Source organism: Paenibacillus taichungensis (assembly GCF_047302525.1).
Classification (GTDB): domain Bacteria; phylum Bacillota; class Bacilli; order Paenibacillales; family Paenibacillaceae; genus Paenibacillus; species Paenibacillus taichungensis_B.
Genome location: NZ_CP168020.1, coordinates 2,298,693 through 2,312,369 on the forward strand (window position 1 = coordinate 2,298,693; position 13,677 = coordinate 2,312,369).

20 protein-coding genes and 1 pseudogene are annotated in these 13,677 nt (G+C 36.6%); 20 read left to right on the top strand and 1 reads right to left on the bottom strand.

Annotation, left to right across the window (positions count from 1 at the left end):
- Positions 1 to 75 precede the first annotated feature (75 nt).
- The 15 genes and pseudogenes from ACDJ58_RS10700 to ACDJ58_RS10770 all read left to right on the top strand — a co-directional run bounded on the left by ACDJ58_RS10700 (position 76) and on the right by ACDJ58_RS10770 (position 8,732).
- Positions 76 to 573 (top strand): hypothetical protein, encoded by a 498-nt coding sequence (locus ACDJ58_RS10700; protein ID WP_413377713.1) that lies wholly within the window; start codon positions 76 to 78, stop codon positions 571 to 573.
- 66 nt (positions 574 to 639) lie between these two features.
- Positions 640 to 1,005: pseudogene (locus ACDJ58_RS10705) on the top strand (NUDIX hydrolase).
- A gap of 31 nt (positions 1,006 to 1,036) precedes the next feature.
- Positions 1,037 to 1,546, top strand: coding sequence for a DUF1572 family protein (locus tag ACDJ58_RS10710; protein WP_413377715.1), 510 nt, complete (start codon positions 1,037 to 1,039; stop codon positions 1,544 to 1,546).
- 42 nt (positions 1,547 to 1,588) lie between these two features.
- Positions 1,589 to 2,038: a hypothetical protein gene (locus tag ACDJ58_RS10715; protein WP_413377717.1), complete on the top strand. Its 450-nt coding sequence runs from the start codon at positions 1,589 to 1,591 to the stop codon at positions 2,036 to 2,038.
- Between the two features lie 46 nt (positions 2,039 to 2,084).
- Positions 2,085 to 2,507 (top strand): GNAT family N-acetyltransferase, encoded by a 423-nt coding sequence (locus ACDJ58_RS10720; protein ID WP_413377719.1) that lies wholly within the window; start codon positions 2,085 to 2,087, stop codon positions 2,505 to 2,507.
- A gap of 245 nt (positions 2,508 to 2,752) precedes the next feature.
- Positions 2,753 to 3,175: a DUF1801 domain-containing protein gene (locus ACDJ58_RS10725; protein WP_413377721.1), complete on the top strand. Its 423-nt coding sequence runs from the start codon at positions 2,753 to 2,755 to the stop codon at positions 3,173 to 3,175.
- 33 nt (positions 3,176 to 3,208) lie between these two features.
- Complete coding sequence (locus ACDJ58_RS10730) at positions 3,209 to 3,640, top strand: GNAT family N-acetyltransferase (protein ID WP_413377723.1); 432 nt, start codon at positions 3,209 to 3,211, stop codon at positions 3,638 to 3,640.
- A 70-nt stretch (positions 3,641 to 3,710) separates the two neighbouring features.
- The gene (locus tag ACDJ58_RS10735; RefSeq protein ID WP_413377725.1) at positions 3,711 to 4,595 is read left to right on the top strand and encodes a class I SAM-dependent methyltransferase; all 885 of its coding nucleotides are present in this window, start codon (positions 3,711 to 3,713) and stop codon (positions 4,593 to 4,595) included.
- An 8-nt stretch (positions 4,596 to 4,603) separates the two neighbouring features.
- The gene (locus ACDJ58_RS10740) at positions 4,604 to 5,035 is read left to right on the top strand and encodes an NUDIX hydrolase (protein ID WP_413377727.1); all 432 of its coding nucleotides are present in this window, start codon (positions 4,604 to 4,606) and stop codon (positions 5,033 to 5,035) included.
- A gap of 53 nt (positions 5,036 to 5,088) precedes the next feature.
- Positions 5,089 to 5,550, top strand: coding sequence for a GNAT family N-acetyltransferase (locus tag ACDJ58_RS10745; RefSeq protein ID WP_413377729.1), 462 nt, complete (start codon positions 5,089 to 5,091; stop codon positions 5,548 to 5,550).
- Positions 5,551 to 5,611: 61 nt separating this feature from the next.
- Positions 5,612 to 6,166 (top strand): GNAT family N-acetyltransferase, encoded by a 555-nt coding sequence (locus tag ACDJ58_RS10750; RefSeq protein ID WP_413377732.1) that lies wholly within the window; start codon positions 5,612 to 5,614, stop codon positions 6,164 to 6,166.
- Positions 6,167 to 6,321: 155 nt separating this feature from the next.
- Positions 6,322 to 7,128 (top strand): GNAT family N-acetyltransferase, encoded by an 807-nt coding sequence (locus ACDJ58_RS10755; protein ID WP_413377734.1) that lies wholly within the window; start codon positions 6,322 to 6,324, stop codon positions 7,126 to 7,128.
- 27 nt (positions 7,129 to 7,155) lie between these two features.
- A complete protein-coding gene (locus ACDJ58_RS10760) occupies positions 7,156 to 7,434 on the top strand; it encodes a hypothetical protein (RefSeq protein WP_413377736.1) in 279 nt (92 codons plus the stop codon).
- A 12-nt stretch (positions 7,435 to 7,446) separates the two neighbouring features.
- On the top strand, positions 7,447 to 8,244 hold the full coding sequence (locus ACDJ58_RS10765) for a phosphotransferase (protein ID WP_413377738.1): 798 nt from the start codon (positions 7,447 to 7,449) through the stop codon (positions 8,242 to 8,244).
- Between the two features lie 26 nt (positions 8,245 to 8,270).
- Positions 8,271 to 8,732 carry a GNAT family N-acetyltransferase gene (locus ACDJ58_RS10770; RefSeq protein ID WP_413379595.1) on the top strand — a complete coding sequence of 154 codons (462 nt, stop codon included), beginning with the start codon at positions 8,271 to 8,273 and terminating at the stop codon, positions 8,730 to 8,732.
- A 19-nt stretch (positions 8,733 to 8,751) separates the two neighbouring features.
- Here the strand turns inward: ACDJ58_RS10770 and ACDJ58_RS10775 are convergent, their stop codons facing one another.
- Positions 8,752 to 9,099 carry a hypothetical protein gene (locus ACDJ58_RS10775; protein ID WP_063563286.1) on the bottom strand — a complete coding sequence of 116 codons (348 nt, stop codon included), beginning with the start codon at positions 9,097 to 9,099 and terminating at the stop codon, positions 8,752 to 8,754.
- Between the two features lie 305 nt (positions 9,100 to 9,404).
- Between ACDJ58_RS10775 and ACDJ58_RS10780 the strand changes: the two genes are divergently transcribed.
- The 5 genes from ACDJ58_RS10780 to ACDJ58_RS10800 all read left to right on the top strand — a co-directional run bounded on the left by ACDJ58_RS10780 (position 9,405) and on the right by ACDJ58_RS10800 (position 13,437).
- Positions 9,405 to 9,941, top strand: coding sequence for a GNAT family N-acetyltransferase (locus ACDJ58_RS10780; RefSeq protein ID WP_413377741.1), 537 nt, complete (start codon positions 9,405 to 9,407; stop codon positions 9,939 to 9,941).
- Positions 9,942 to 10,158: 217 nt separating this feature from the next.
- On the top strand, positions 10,159 to 10,713 hold the full coding sequence (locus ACDJ58_RS10785) for a GNAT family N-acetyltransferase (protein WP_413377743.1): 555 nt from the start codon (positions 10,159 to 10,161) through the stop codon (positions 10,711 to 10,713).
- A gap of 84 nt (positions 10,714 to 10,797) precedes the next feature.
- A complete protein-coding gene (locus tag ACDJ58_RS10790) occupies positions 10,798 to 11,265 on the top strand; it encodes a hypothetical protein (RefSeq protein WP_413377745.1) in 468 nt (155 codons plus the stop codon).
- Between the two features lie 92 nt (positions 11,266 to 11,357).
- Complete coding sequence (locus ACDJ58_RS10795) at positions 11,358 to 12,416, top strand: hypothetical protein (RefSeq protein WP_413377747.1); 1,059 nt, start codon at positions 11,358 to 11,360, stop codon at positions 12,414 to 12,416.
- Positions 12,417 to 12,495: 79 nt separating this feature from the next.
- Positions 12,496 to 13,437, top strand: a complete 942-nt coding sequence (locus ACDJ58_RS10800) for a GNAT family N-acetyltransferase (RefSeq protein ID WP_413377749.1) — start codon at positions 12,496 to 12,498, stop codon at positions 13,435 to 13,437.
- The last annotated feature ends 240 nt before the right edge of the window (positions 13,438 to 13,677 follow it).

The following is a 13,677-nucleotide window of genomic DNA, read 5'->3' on the forward strand; positions in this document are numbered from 1 at the left end:
CTCAGCTTCTTAAGATAAGAGATTTGAGAGCTATCCAAGCGTGAGGGGCGTCATGATGAGTACATAAAACGTTATATGAGATGGGGGAATACTATTATTAAAATACAGAAAACGCACATTATCACGGTAGTACTTCTTCTTGTAGCTTATTTCTCTTATCAATATCTAAATCAAAAAAATGAACAGTTAAATAAGGAGATTTCTATTAATCAAATCAAAAGTACCCAAATGACAAAAGCAGTCTACTCGCACAAAACACCTAACATTACATTTGTGGATATTAAATTGACAAATGAACAAATTAACAAAATTGTTGGCTGGATCAATTCTGTGCCTGAATCCTCAATTATCGAACTTCATCAAACGCCTTCAAACATCAGTGCTGGAATAGCATTTCGACTTCATTCAAGAAGAGATATTACAATCCAATATGATCTTGAGCAAATATATATCACACGAACAGATATAAAGAATAAAGATACGAAGTATTCCATTGTACAAAACGAATTAAAATCATTTTTTGATGAACAACTCAAGGGATTTTATTATGGAAAGGATAAAGTAAACGAATAACCCTAAGAGAGGACTATCTATATCTATGAATCCACCTAAGCTATCGTTTCGGCGGCAGCGATTGTAATGAATGAGAACAATGAAATTTTGCTAATCCGGGGACCTAGAAGAGGATGGGAAATGCCTGGAGGGCAAGTTGAAGAAGGAGAATCCTTACAGGATGCGGCAGTCAGGGAGACAAAATAAGAATCAGGGATTGATATAGAGATTATTCGATTTTGTGGAATATTTCAGAATGTAGATGGTTCAATCGTGAATACATTATTTTTAGCAAGACCGATTGGGGGAGAACCCATAGTAACTAGTGAAAGCCTGGAGACAGGATGTTTTCCAATAGAGGAAGCATTAAATAAGGTGACTTGGAAGAACTTCAAACAACGAATTGAATATTGTTTAAGGCCAGATTTGCAACCATTTTATATTGAATTCTAAAACAAGATTACGATAAAACTGGAGTGTGCTCATGGAAATTGAATTAGAAGTAATTCAGAGTATGTTAGTTAAATTTAAGTCTGAAGGTAAATGGACTCTCCAAGCAATCTCACAATTATCAGAAGAAGATATCACCTGGTCACCAAATCAAGAAAGTAATAGTATTGCAAATCTGGTTGCACATATAAGAGGTTGTGTTCACTCAAGAATAGAAACGATATTTTATGATATTGCTGATTCAAGAGACAGGGATAAGGAGTTTGAACATGGGCTTAAAATGTCGATAGAAGAAGCCTATAACATGACTAAGGAATCATTTGATATTATCATTCAATATCTCGAACACCTCAGTTTCAACCCAAATTTGTTGTTATCTCAACCGTTCACTAATCGTCCCCCTCTTACATTCAGTCAAGTAAATAATGAAACAACGGTTTTGAATCTAATGATAGCAATGGTAAGAGAAATTCACTATCACACTGGTCAAATCATATATGCAGCCAAAGTCAGGAAAGGACAGCTAGTTTGGCAATACGATTGATATCAACACAAAGTAATAATGATCTGAAAAAAGGAGAATTAAATGATACAAATCCTAGAAGAACCAACAGGAGCAACATATAAACAATTGGTATCTCTGGCTTTTAGCTTGTGTGATGAGTTCATATTGGTCAAAAGAGATCAAATTAAATTAAATGTAGATGGAAAAAGATTTATTGAAGAAATAAAGCCTTATATTAAAGAGATTAAAAAGCAGGAGGGCTGGCCCGGGACGCAATTATTTGGCCATTACGCAGATGTTTTTTATTTTGATTGTAACGAGGAATTGAAACAGATCGTATTAAAAAAAGTCGATAGACTATATGAATGGTTACAACCAGAATTACTAGAAGATCTATGCTTTTATAAAAATAATAAAGAATGGCTAGTAACAATTGCTCATGAAAAACAGGGGATTATAAAAACAACAGATCATCAAGAAATACTAATGATAAGGGAAATCGAAGGCATAATGATATATTACCATGAGTAGAAATCAACGAAAATCTTAACAAAAATATTTGATAGGAGTTGGATTGATGGATTTTATATATGGAGAATATCTTATCAGTGACAACAAAGAGCTTATGGACATCCATGCGGTAAAGGGTTTCTTATCTAGAAGCTATTGGGCCAATAGGAGATCCGATGGAAAAATTGAGAAGTCCATCCATTCTTCAATATGTTTTGGGATTTATAAAGAAGAAGTTCAAGTTGGTTTTGCAAGGGTTGTCACAGATGATGCGACAATGTATTGGCTTTGTGATGTTTTTATTCATGAGGAAAATAGGGGCCAAGGACTTGGTAAGAAACTAATTGAAGTGATAACACAATCGGATCGCTTTAAAGATTTAATGGGGTTACTCGGAACATTGGATGCACATGAATTATATGAACAATATCAATTTAATAGAAATAGTGAACGCTTCATGATAAGACTTCCTGATTATTTGAGGGCGTGATGACTTTGAAGAGAGCTGTTTATTTTCTTTCTTTGATCATTGGAATAGTTTTTATAGCCCTTGGAGTACTACCAGCTATTTTTGCCTATCCCTTCAGTGATGAACCAAACTCCGGGCCGGCAAGCTTTTGGGAACTGATTCTAATCATTAGTTACGAACAATGGATATTGTTTCTGATTGTTGGTCTGATATTAAGTCTGTTTAACGTGTTACAACTACGAAAGATATAAAGGGAGATTTTATCAATGTACAAACTTAAAACAAAAGAAACAGACAACAGCGTCATTGAATTTATTGAAAGTGTTGATAGTCCCAAAAAACGTGAAGACGCGTATCAGCTATTAGATATTTTCACTGAAACAACAGGGTATAAAGCAAAGATGTGGGGACCGAGTATTATTGGATTCGGCGCTTATCATTATAAATATGAATCTGGTCACGAAGGTGATGCACCACTGGTGGGCTTTTCTCCTCGAAAAGCAAAAATCAGTTTGTATTTTGCGACAGGTGATGCCGAGCGAGAGAATCTATTAAAAGACTTTGGAAAACATACGACAGGAAAAGCATGTGTATACGTCAATAAAGTTGCAGATATCAATCTAGATGTATTACAAGCGTTGATCAACCAATCCATCAAGTTCTTGAAAGAAACCTATCCGAATCATTAATTCCTATTAACTGTTATTATTGGAGGTCACGTGATGAAAGAAGAGAACATTCATATACGATGGGCGAACGAAAATGATGCAGCGAAGCTTCTAAAGCTCAATGATGCTTTTAATGGAGTAGGTACATCCATAGAAGAAGTAAAAGAGAGCCTTGCTTTATCTAATGAGTTGATTGCTCTAGCTGTTATTGACGGCCAGACAGTTGGATTTGCTTGTGCTCAATATTTTAAATCTTTATGTTATCGTGGTCTCCAGGGAGAGATCACAGAAATGTATATTGCTGAAGTTGCCCGGAGAAGAGGATTGGCTACGTTGCTAATTGCTTTTATAGAGGAGGAACTCAGAGAACGAGGTGTTACCAGTGTAAAGATTCTGACAGGCCAAAGAAATGAAATGGCTATAAAGACATACGTAAAATCAAACTATGTGAGAACAGAAGAAGTATTGCTTCAAAAGAATCTATGAACCAATAAACGTCGTGCACACATGGACAGGCGCTCAAACACTAAAAATGCACAATAGGGAGCATAATCGAATGTCTGAATATTATTGGGATAATAAAATTGAATACCTAAGAAATACGAGATGGCTTTATTACAATGACGATTACCTGCAATTTTTAGTGCAATTTGTTTGGAAGATAGATAAACCTGTAAGCGTTATCGATTATGGGTGTGGGTTTGGTTATTTGGGTCTTAAACTGCTGCCTTTGTTACCAAAAGGGTCAACCTACACTGGAGTAGATAAGGGTGAAACATTAATCAATGAAGCTAAGACGATCTTCTCCCAACTTCCTTATGATACAGAATTTATTACTTGTGATATAGAAGACGTTGTATTGGAGAGGAAGTATGACATTGCATTGAGTCATGCTTTTTTATTGCATATGGATGACTCTGTGAAAACACTCCAAAGGATGATTGAAAGTGTGCTGGAGGGTGGAAGAATCATCTGTTTTGAACCTCATTGGATTGGAAATATGGCGAACTATCATGTGGAAGGCGTTGAACAAAGTGAAATCATTAAACTAGGCGTTTTACAGAGATTATTTGAACAAGATCATATACGTACAGGTAAAGATGGAAATATTGGAATGCGATTGCCCATATTAATGAGTCAATTAGGATTAACGAATGTGGAATGTAGAATGAGTGATAAGGTCAACTTTCTAGATCAAAACATGGACTCTGCCAGAAAAAACATTCTCTATCACTCAATTAAAGAAGAAGGTATAGGACAGGACCCTGGTGATTCAGTAGAGGTAACCGAATGCTTATCAACTCGGGGCTTAACCCAAAATGAAGCAAAGGCGCAGTATGAAGCTGAATTAATACTCTCCAAAGTTTTTAATGATGAATCTTGGTTGACTTATGCAGCCAGCATGAAGATTTCATTTGGAACGGTCCGAAGGGAAGGGTGATAAGAACTGTGGGTTCACATGAAGGTATCTTGAAAAACAACATCGTTGTTGTGGTTAAGGGAGTCATTGAAAATAAAGGCAGGATATTGATATTAAAACGTTCAGGTGCAGATGAAGTTGCGGCGGAAAGTTGGGAAACCGTTGGTGGAAAGATCGATTTTGGAGAAGAACTAGAAGAAGCTGGGCTTAAAGTGAGTGTTGAGAAGTTACTATTTGCTACTACTTTTTTTACGGATCCGCATAGACAGATCGTGTTACTGACATATTTGTGCAGAGCAATAGATGATCAAGTGATACTTTCAGAAGAACATAGCGAGTATATGTGGGCAACCCGATCAGAGTTATATGACTATTTACCACAAACTATTTTAAATGATTTTAAAAAATATAACGTAATCGATACAGTTGAAATCATAGCTAAACAATATGAACTCAAGTAAGTCATTAATCTACTCCAACGAAATATAATTCGGCAAACGAAAGGGATATTTGAATGAACCCAATTACTATAGAGCCAATCGATAAAATGAATTGGGAAGAAGCGATCGCGATATCTTTACTTGAAACGCAAGTAAATCTTGTACCGACGGTCATCGAATCTTTAGCATATGCATACGTGAAGCCTTGGGATGCAGCTTTTGATCCATATCTTTTGCGTGAAGGCGATAAAGCTTTCGGTTTTTTCTATTTATCCTACACACCAGCAAGTACGGATAATTATTGGATTGGAGGATTTCAAATAGATAAGGACTATCAAGGAAAAGGATTAGGAAGTCAATCACTTTATACGATACTGGAAAGTATTCAGGAAAAACATCCACAATGCCAAATCATCTCACTAACCGTAGAAAGAAGTAATGCTCATGCAAGAGTGTTATATGAGAAGATAGGATTTATTGATCAGGAAATGGAAAATCAGGATGGTGAAGTGGTATATAAAATGAAATTGAAATAAGCAGAAATCAGTCATTTTGAAGGTGAAATGATCCATTTTAATAAAAAAAAGTGGGGATAGTATGATGTACGACGATCTCAATAAAACGATGACCACCGAGAGGTTGCTGTTAAGATTATTTATAAAAGCAGATGCTGAAACCGTTACCAGACTATGTAATGACTACAACATTTATAAAAGTACCCTGACATTACCCTACCCATATACATTAGAATGTGCAGTGTCTTGGATAGAGCACCATAACGAAAATTTTAATGCGGATAAATTATATGAATTTGCTATTTGTGATAGGGAAACAGGTGATTTATACGGGGCAATAGCATTATCTAATCAACAACGTTACGATAACGGTGAGTTATCTTATTGGGTAGGTCAGCCGTTTTGGGGAAAAGGTTATGCAACGGAAGCTGCTAAAGCCATGTTAGACTTCGCTTTTGATGTGAAAAAATATCATAAGGTATATGCGCGACACTTTGCTTCTAACCCGGCATCCGGACAAGTTATACAGAAAATCGGCATGTTAAAAGAAGGAGTACTGATGGATCATGTCAAGAAAGAAGGCCTGTATGAGGATCTGATTTACTACGGAGTAGTGAGAAATAAGATGAAAGAATAAATTTCAAACCAAATGGGGAAGGAATACATATTGAAAATTAAACCGGGTAAAAAAGTTTTACTTTTTTGATGGATTGTTAGAGATCGCCTGACTGCTTTCTGTTTTTTATAAAACCATATGCAAATTCTATTGTTATTTTTAATGGAGGTAAAGATATGAATCCACTGATTCCATCCTTAGATTTGATTAAAGAAATTGAAATCTCTGAAATCGATTATATGACAGATCGCATGCTTGCTATACAAGGTCGGGACTCTAATCCAGAAGGAATTGAGATTCAGCAATTTGGAAATGCCATCTGTTTCTACAGTAAAACCATGCCATGGCCCACGTTTAATACGGTGAAGGGCTTAACAAATAATGATCTGGAACATATGGATGCTATCATTGATTTTTATAGACAGCGTGATCGAAAGGTTCAGTTCGAAGTCATTCCATCTGTGGTGGATCAGAACTTCTTGAAACGTTTAACCGACTTAGGCATGTATGCATCGGGATTTCATTCATCTCTTATCATCAAGCCTGAAGAAAAAAAGAATCACTCAGATCATATCCGAATTCAAGAACTTGAAGAGGATCAATTCGAGCTATACGCTACCATTCATTGCAGGGGGACCGGTTTGTCGGATGACGGTATCCCTTATGTCGCCCAGAATAATCAGGTTCTTTATCACCGTCCAGGTTGGAAATTTTACATCGCATATGTCAATGACATCCCTGCTGCGGTAAGTGTTCTGTTTATTAAAAATCAAAAGGCATCCTTAACCTTTGCAGCAACATTACCTGAGTTTAGAAATCAGGGTGTACATCAGCAGCTTTTAAATAGACGAATAATGGAAGCTGTGAATAAGGAATGTAATCTGGTGGTAGGGCAATGTTCATTTTTATCTCAAAGCCATCGAAATATGGAGCATGTTGGCATGAAGTTGGGATATATCCGAACAGCATGGACTGAAAGATAAAAACTAGATTGAATTAGGAGGCAGCTCATGAACAATACAAATAAAATCCTGGGTGCGGTTCTCATGATTAGCAGTATTTTTATTTCAACCTTAGATAGAATTTCCGTGAGAATATCCATAGCCATAGTCGAAGCGGGATACGCTTCAGGTGGGAAAACACGCGAGATAATCCCAGCGAGCGATAATGGTTTCACGGGTTTTCTCGTATACTTCTTATTTTTCGTCGGATTTGTGTTATTGATTGCTGGATTCCCGGGGAATTCCAGAAAGGATAAAACAAATAGGTACCCACAAAATCGATCATAGGAGGAGTTCATTTTGCCAGAGTACGAAGAAGCCCTAAACGGAGGCAATGTGAATAAGGTTGTAAAAGTAGGTAGCACAGTTCGGCGTGACGCTATACCGAATCCGTATGTATATGAATTGCTTAAGCACCTTGAAAAGGTGGGTTATGCGCATTCCCCTAGATATTTGGGAGTAGATGAGCAGGGTAGAGAAGTCCTTTCTTACCTGGATGGTGTGGTCCCGGGAAATGACTATCCTGAGATTGAAAGTTATATGTGGTCTGATGAGACCTTAGACAAAGTAGCGAAACTTTTAAAAAGCTATCATGATGCTACAGTGGATTTTGTTACATCTACGGTTTCTTTAAATAATTGCCCAAAGATATCTTCAAAGGAAGAAGTAGTCTGCCATAACGATTTTGCATTGTATAACGTTGTGTTTAAAGATCGGCTTCCTGTCGGAATCATTGATTTTGACATGGCAGGGCCTGGTTCGCGTCTATGGGATATCGTTTACAGCTTGTATACCTCTGTTCCACTAGCAGGGTTTTCACCGGATAAAGATGAAAGGGAAGTCGTTCCATATAATAAACAGGATCATGCATCTGAGCGGAAAAGACGTATAGCGTTATTTTTTAATGCTTATGGTATGGATGTACCGACAGATCTAAAGGAATGGATGATTTCTCGAATTCATTTCATGTGTACCACACTATCTGATCGGGCGGCGTCTGGAGAAATAGCTTTTATCAAAATGATTGAAGAGGGTCATTTGGCTCATTATGAGAAAGAAGTAAGGTTCCTTGAGAAGCATTTCGGTGACTGGAGTTAATCGAAAAAAACGAAACGAGTGATATTATTGTGATCAGATTAATACCTACTACAAGAGAGAACTGGAAAGATGCATTAAACTTACAAGTTCAAGCCAATCAAAATCATTATGTTCCATCAGTAGCCGTGTCCCTAGCGAAGGTGCACATTCGTCCAGATGGGGATGATTACAAGTATCTACCATTTTGCATATTTAATACGGAGGATAGCTTAGTGGGTTTTGTCATGATCACAGTCGATGAAACAACAGATTGGTCCTATTGGTTAAATGGTTTTATGATCGATGTAAGCTATCAAGGTAAAGGATATGGAAGAGCAACGATAGATGCAGTAATTAGCTATATAAAAGAGAACTATGTCCATAGCAAGTGTTTGAATTTAACTGTATGTGCAGAGAATGAAGTTGCCAGAAAGCTTTATGATAAAATGGGTTTTTCAGAGACCGGAGAAGTATATGATGATGAAATTGTATATCGATTCGTTTTTTAAAAAGCATTTTAACTTACTCCTACTTCTGCTTGACCAGTACAACACCGATGATGATGACCACAAGCCCAATCCACGTTTTCCAAGAAGGAACTTCCTTCATGAACCAGTATCCCATCCATATGGAGATGAGCACTTCTATGCATTTGGCAATGACCAGGACATAGCCCAGTTGGCTGACAGCTTTCATTCCAAACTTGACGCCGTATCCTACGCTCAGATTAGCGGCGAGAAATAAAGGTAGCATCCAAAGATGGAATTTAAATGTGGACCAGAACTGAGTGTCAATATGCTTGCTTTGATATGAAAAAATAATGTTGATACAGGCTAAGCCAGCAAACATGAGCACAAAGCTGATAAGGTACAGCATAACATCACTCCCAAGGATAAGTAGTATGATTAATGTTTCCTCGAACCAAAAATTTTATCCATGGGCATGAAATGATGTTAGCGAAGATGAGTGGACCAGCTAAACCGATGATAGTGAGGTTGTTTCGAAGGGTCAATGATTCCAAAAATCAGGCGATATTCGTTACGTTCAGTCAAGTAATCTGGAAAACATTTCTATGATAAATTTTACATAAAAGCAATATAGAATTCATTAAATTCCACACGTCCTTTTATATACTTAGTTTGTTTGACTCAGCGAACTAAAAGGACTAGGTGGTCGTTTAAATGTTGAAAAAACGAGACTTGCACGAATGTTACTCACTGTATGATTTGATGGTGGATCCCGCTGTTTTTCCATACGTTCGTCATAAGTGCCGATCTTATGAGGAATATTTATTTGCAACTAAACAGGTGATTGATGAAGAAGAGCAAAACACATGTATTTCCAGAACGATCCTTAATGAGCTGGGACATCCCATCGGAACCATTGATTTATATCACATGGAACATAAGACAGGTTTTCTTGCGACATGGATTGGAGCCCCTTATTTTGGAAAAGGTTACAATCAACGAGCAAAGGAAGCCTTTTTCGCTGAGTTGTTTCTTCAACGTGAAATTGAAACAGTATTTCTTAAAATTCGAAAACAAAACATTCGATCCAAGAAAGCGGTTGGGAAATTGCCTTATGTCAAATTAGCCAATGATATATACCACGAAGTGTATAAGTTGATAAACAATACGGAACAAATTTATGATTTGTATTACGTGAATCGTTCTGACTTTATGGCAAGTGAAGAGATGAAGCATGTGGTTGCTACGTAACAACTAAAAACGTCTTTCTATCTATTCAAACGAAATCCCGCCAGGTTTATCCTGTCGGGATTATTATTATTTTCTTTGACAGTCCATAATTTTGCAGATAGGAAACAATAAGTAGGGATGCAGGAATATGGAAATTAAGGTCGAAAGAAGAGATATAAGCAAGAATGAAACAACGTTATAAGCAAATCGCAAAGTATTTTAATTCTGAGGTGTTGTAATGGAGATCAAAAAAATAGAGAATCTATCCAATGAAGATTGGCTTCAACTTGGAAGCTTTGGTTATAAATCTACTCAAAAATATCAGCTTACCAAGAAAGAGACACAAGGTTCCTTTAGTATGCATTTAACGTTAATAAATTTGGATGACATATACGAAAAAGAAGAAATGAACAGTACAGATGATTTGGAACGATATGAAGAAATCATACAACTGGGATTTTCTTATGGAATATATATAGATGGGAAAATCATAGCGCTCGCCATTTCCGAACCACAAGCTTGGAATAATACGCTGATGATATGGCATCTTCAGGTGAATGAAAAATACATAAGAAAAGGATATGGGAGACTGTTGATCAATAAAGTGAATGAGATTGCCCAGGAACAAGGCTTCAGAGCTATCACGTTAGAAACCCAGAATACGAATGTTCCAGCCATTAATTTTTACATGCAATGTGGTTATCAAATTGAAGGAATTGATGTATCACTATATTCAAATAATCATATCCAAAACGAAGAAATAGCTTTGTATATGAGAAAAAAGATCCAATAAGAGTAACTGGGTATTACCTTGAAACCGCTTAAATCTATTGTGGTAGGGCTTCCGGTAAATCGATAAGTCTTGGAGGTAGGTTCAGTGACGAAAAAGCGGAAAATAGTAGTTGCTTTATCACTCATTGTATCTGGAATCATTGGTGTATATTTAATATTGAATCAATATATAGTGCTTGATCGAACGAGTCAAGAATTAGGCAATTATGATTTCGTTACATCCCAAGCTGATGTGGAGGTTTTAGTTGAAGGAACAGGTAAACAAAATATACTAGGAGACAGAGTTTCTACCAAGATAAAAATTGTAAACATCTTATTTAACAATACCTCCAGTAATCTTGTTGAGGGAAGTGAAATTGAAGCTAATGAGTATTTAGTAGTGCATCATAATAGACAAGTGAGTGGACTGCAATGGACCCCAGGAAGAAGTATCTTCAGTATGGGCACAAGCTACAAACGGTTGGAAAAAGGTGAACAAAAAACAATTCACTTAAAACTTAATAAAGAAACGAATCAATTTTGGATAATGCCTGAAGAGTTAATTATACAGTGAATTTAAGGCTAATCAATGAAGTTATGGAAGCGTATATTCAATTCAATCTACATGCGTTGTAGTGACGAAAAAATAGTATAAGGGTGAATGCAATGACTGTTGGAAGAAAGGTTTTTGTTTTAAAGGATGAATCACGTATTGATCCGATAAGTAAGGAAACCAGAGAAGTGCTCATTAGTATATACTATCCTTCCAATCCTGTGGAACATGAGTCGAAGTATATTTCGTTATTTGAACCTAATATCACTTTAGCTGTTGATATGCTCTCTAGTATGGGAGTGGATAAGGATTATATTTGTAATCTGAATACAAAAATACATAATGATGAGAGTGTTGATATTAATGCTAAAAACTGTCCCATTATTTTTATAGCTCCGGCTTTTGGTGTAGTTAGGGATATGTATTCCTTTTGTGTAGAACATTTAGTAGAGTGCGGATTTGTTGTCATTACTATAGGAGCCACTCATGAATCTATATTTTCAATTTTTCCTGACGGACGTTTTGTCCAGCAATCCAATGAGATATCTGAAATAGACAGTTTAGATATTCATTCTTGGAAACAATTATTGAAGCTTAGAGTAGAAGATATGAGTTTGGTTATGAAAAATGTAGATAAGGTCTTGGATTCAGATAAGGATCTTAGGGCCATAATCGATGTGAATGAAATGGGGATCATTGGTCATTCATTAGGTGGGGCTGCTGCTTACGAATTGCTTAAAAGAGAAAAGAGAATTAAGGCTAGCATTCTATTAGATCCTAGTTTCCATTTAATGACGACGAATAAGGAAGAGGGAGTATCTGTTCCGTTATTGATAGCTCGGCAAGAGAAATGCTCGTTTGAAGAACTGGAAAATGAAATCTCTCCAGACCTATTGCCTTTGTTGCTGACTGGGTATGAGTCTTTGTTTAACTCGAGTGATCTGAATAGTTCATTTATTAAATTAAACGGTGCTCATCATATGACTTTTAGCGATATCCCGATACATTACAACGAAGATGGGATAGAACACAAGCATTCCACTATTAATAAGTATATCTCTGCTTTCCTTGAGGAGCATTTAAAGAAGGAAGAAAGTAAATTTCATGAGCTGCTGAAAAATAAGATTAATGATGGAATTGATCAAGTAAATAGTAAAGGACATGTTATTTAAGGAGGGGACTAGAAATGTTTAGATAACACATGCCTTAAATATTTTATAGGTAGTTAGCATTGATGAGGAGGAATGACGCATGGAATTAAATAATTGGTCTGAGGAACTTAATTTTCATGATTTATCAAATGAATATTCCATTCAAAAGGCTGAGCCCGAAGAATGGGGACTGTATTGTTCTGTCTATTATAATATGGCCTATACTGGATTTTTTAGAGAGGAAGGCTACTTCAATGTTTCGCGGAATAACTCTTTTTGGATTTATAAAGGAGAGTCAAAAATCGGTGGGGTAAGGATGGCACCCAATACGTTATATCATCTATTCTTTATGCCCCCATTCAATGATTCATTTGAGGTACTGAAACTTCTTAAAAGAATACTCATAAAATGGTCTGATCCAACTCAACGTATCAAGATATATGAAATTCTCCCCGATCAAGTACATTTATTTACGAGGGCTGGATTCTGGCCAGATGAGTTCAGATGTCGCTGGATGCAGCGCCCGACAGATCATTTCAATGTGCGTTGGGATCATGATTTTATAGTTAAGAGCCCCGAAATTATCGAGAATGAAACGGGTGCTAAGCAATACATTAATGAAGATGAAATTGCTCAGTGTGACTTTGAAAGCTTTGTAGGCGGTTTCGAAGCCTTACGCAGAAAGAAAACATCCCTTGAAGACTTTATCCCGAACGAAGAAGTCCATTATACCAATGAGGACCTAACTCAAGCTTCTACACTTGTATATGATAAGGTTACTGGACAGCTCATAGCCAACTGTCGCCTATGTTTGCAGGATAATCAAGCAGCAGTATATAGCATCGGAGTCAACCCCGCTTACAGAGGAAAAGGACTTGCTACACGCATGCTGCAAAGAGCCTTGACTGAACTTAAAGACAAGTATCCAGTTCTAAGGTTATATGTCATGGAAGGCAATGATGCCGAATCAGTCTATTTTAATCTTGGATTTGTTCCTGGCGTTCAAGAGATACAAACGATGTATATTCCTGTAAATGAATAGTCACGGTTAAATTAATCAACTAACAACCCGAGAGGATCTTTTGAATGGGACAGTATCAACTCATAGCACGGCGTGTCATGTTCCTTGTGGAAAGGAAGGTTATTATTGGAGACTATATTAATGTTGGTAGTGTCTTTGTTTCTTGGTATTTTTGTTGTGAAAATTGGAATAGATAATTCCAAGAGTAACCAGTATACCAAAGAAATATTACAAGAATTAAGAGAGATCAAGGAAATTCTA